At 66.7% G+C, this 2,002-nt stretch carries 2 protein-coding genes and 2 pseudogenes; 2 read left to right on the top strand and 2 right to left on the bottom strand.

Translation table 11 applies throughout. From position 1 onward, the window contains the following. Positions 1-127: 127 nt before the first annotated feature. Both E2651_RS42860 and E2651_RS42855 read right to left on the bottom strand, forming a co-directional pair. A pseudogene (locus tag E2651_RS42860) lies at positions 128-247 on the bottom strand (DUF397 domain-containing protein); the annotation flags it as partial. Further along, the gene (locus E2651_RS42855) at positions 244-1,050 is read right to left on the bottom strand and encodes a helix-turn-helix transcriptional regulator (RefSeq protein WP_135336670.1); all 807 of its coding nucleotides are present in this window, start codon (positions 1,048-1,050) and stop codon (positions 244-246) included. The pseudogene E2651_RS42860 and the gene E2651_RS42855, both read right to left, overlap by 4 nt. Positions 1,051-1,133: 83 nt before the next feature. On the opposite strand from E2651_RS42855, the gene E2651_RS42850 reads away from it, so the two are divergent. Together E2651_RS42850 and E2651_RS42845 are read left to right on the top strand one after the other, a co-directional pair. Then, positions 1,134-1,547 (top strand): hypothetical protein, encoded by a 414-nt coding sequence (locus tag E2651_RS42850; RefSeq protein WP_135336669.1) that lies wholly within the window; start codon positions 1,134-1,136, stop codon positions 1,545-1,547. A gap of 106 nt (positions 1,548-1,653) precedes the next feature. After that, positions 1,654-2,002: pseudogene (locus tag E2651_RS42845) on the top strand (hypothetical protein); the annotation flags it as partial.

Genomic DNA, 2,002 nt, shown 5'->3' with positions numbered 1-2,002 from the left:
TACTTGCACGCGTGGCGCTGGCAGGGCGAGCGCGGCCGCTGGGTCACGGAACAGCTCTTGGCGAACGTCACCCTCACGCGTGAGGAGGCGTCGGCGGTCCGGGCGGGAGGCGCGCCTCCGAGTGAGCTTCGACGCATTCGCCCTCGCCGCCGCTGTAACTGGACTTGTTCCAAGAGAGGGCTGCCTCGACGCATTCGCCCTGGTCGCCGCTGTAGCTGCTCTTGAACCAGTCGAGGTCCCTGCTCATAGTCCCTCTGCCACCTCTTCGATCAGCTTTGCGGACTCGTCGGGGTTGAGAGCCTGTGCTCGCAGAATGCCATACCGTGCGAACAAGTCTCCCAAGTCCGGCTGTTCGCTTACGAAGTAGCCGCCGCTCGGGCCTTCGACGTAGGCGAGTTGGCGATGTGCGGGCGTCTCCAGGAGGATCATGGGGCCGTTCAGTCCGGCGTGAGCCTGCCGGTCATGCGGCATCACCTGAATCTGCACGTGACGGAGTCGCCCGGTTCCGAGGATGTGGCCCAACTGCTGCTTGAGGGCGGCATTTCCTCCGAGTGGGCGGGTGAGTGTGCTCTGTTCGAGTACGTAGCTGATGACTGGTGTCGGTTTGCGCTGGAAGAGCTCCTGGCGTGCCAGTCGAGCTGCCACCCGTCTCTCGATCTCCTCGTCATCCAGTGCCGGGCAATGGCAGTTGTAGATCGCCCGCGCATACGCCTCCGTCTGGAGCGAACCGGGGATCACATGGCTCTGGTACACGTGAAGCGCCGCCGCCTGCCTCTCCTCGGCGAGGTAATCCTCAGTCCAAGGCCGCAGCCCGCTCTCCCTGAACTCCTTCTCCGCGAGCAGCAGAAGTGCACCTTGTGCACCCAGCACCTCATCGGCGATCTCGACGAGCTTGCCCCTCGGCGGACGCTCCCCGCGTTCCACCATCGCCACCTGCGACTTGGAGTACTGGACATGTGTGCCCAGCGCCTCCTGCGTGATCCCGGCCCGCTCGCGGAAGAACCGCAGCAGCGCGCCGAACGACTCTGACCCGCGTTCACCGGAGTGCACAACGACCTCCCCAAGTGCACAGCCCTGCACGGCCCTTGTGTGGCCCTGGTCACAGTATGTGAGCAGCCGGAAGCATTCGGCGCATGAACCTGAAAACTCCACCCCCCGCCCCGGTCCATGACTGGATCCCCAGGTCAGGCCACGCCCTGCGCCACGCGGGCATCCACTTCGACGCGATCCGCATCGGCGGTGCGCTGGGCGAGCAAGTCGCGTACGAACTCATGCAGTTCACGGATTTCGAGGCGGGCCCGATCGTCCGCGAGGCGACGGGCGCGCGCAATCTGTACTTCCTGCTGCGGGCGGGGGACGCCGCCGGTCACGTATGGCGGGACGGCGCGCGGGCCATCGGCAGGGAGGGGCGGAGTGTGGCCTTCGTCGGCGTACCGGCCCTGGAGGGCAACACGTGGCCGCTGGACTGGCGGTCGCCGCCGACCGCTGAAGTGCCGTTCGTGGAGGCGGAGTTGTTGCACGAGACGGTGAGATGTGCTGTACGGTGAGCGCGTCATCACACTCTGTGTCCACCTGGGCGCGGAGCGGTCCCCGGAGGTGCTGACAACACCGCCCGAGGACCTTCACCACCGAATGGATCAGAGGTCCACCGGGATGCTTCGGCATGCTATCGCGCCCACGCGGCGCTACACGAAGGCTTCGCACGACGTCGTACGGCATCAGGCCCTGAACAGCGACGCGAAGATTCTGCTCCTGTACGTGCAGGGGCTCTCGGAGGCGGACGCGTCCGCCCACTCCCTCGGAGAACACGCGGCGCGGCTGGGCATCAAGGGCCGTGCCTACCAGCGGGCCAAGCAACTCCTCGACGACAACGGCTACTTGCACGCGTGGCGCTGGCAGGGCGAGCGCGGCCGCTGGGTCACGGAACAGCTCTTGGCGAACGTCACCCTCACGCGTGAGGAGGCGTCGGCGGTCCGGGCGGGAGGCGCGCCTCCGAGTGAGC

Source organism: Streptomyces sp. MZ04 (assembly GCF_004684775.1).
Lineage (GTDB): Bacteria > Actinomycetota > Actinomycetes > Streptomycetales > Streptomycetaceae > Streptomyces.
Note: the sequence above shows the minus strand (reverse complement) of the source record. Positions and strands in the feature narration are given on the sequence as shown.

Excerpts from the sequence above, each read along its gene's own strand:
- E2651_RS42850 (WP_135336669.1), top strand. The coding sequence starts at position 1,134 with ATGAACCTGAAAACTCCACCCCCCGCCCCGGTCCATGACTGGATCCCC.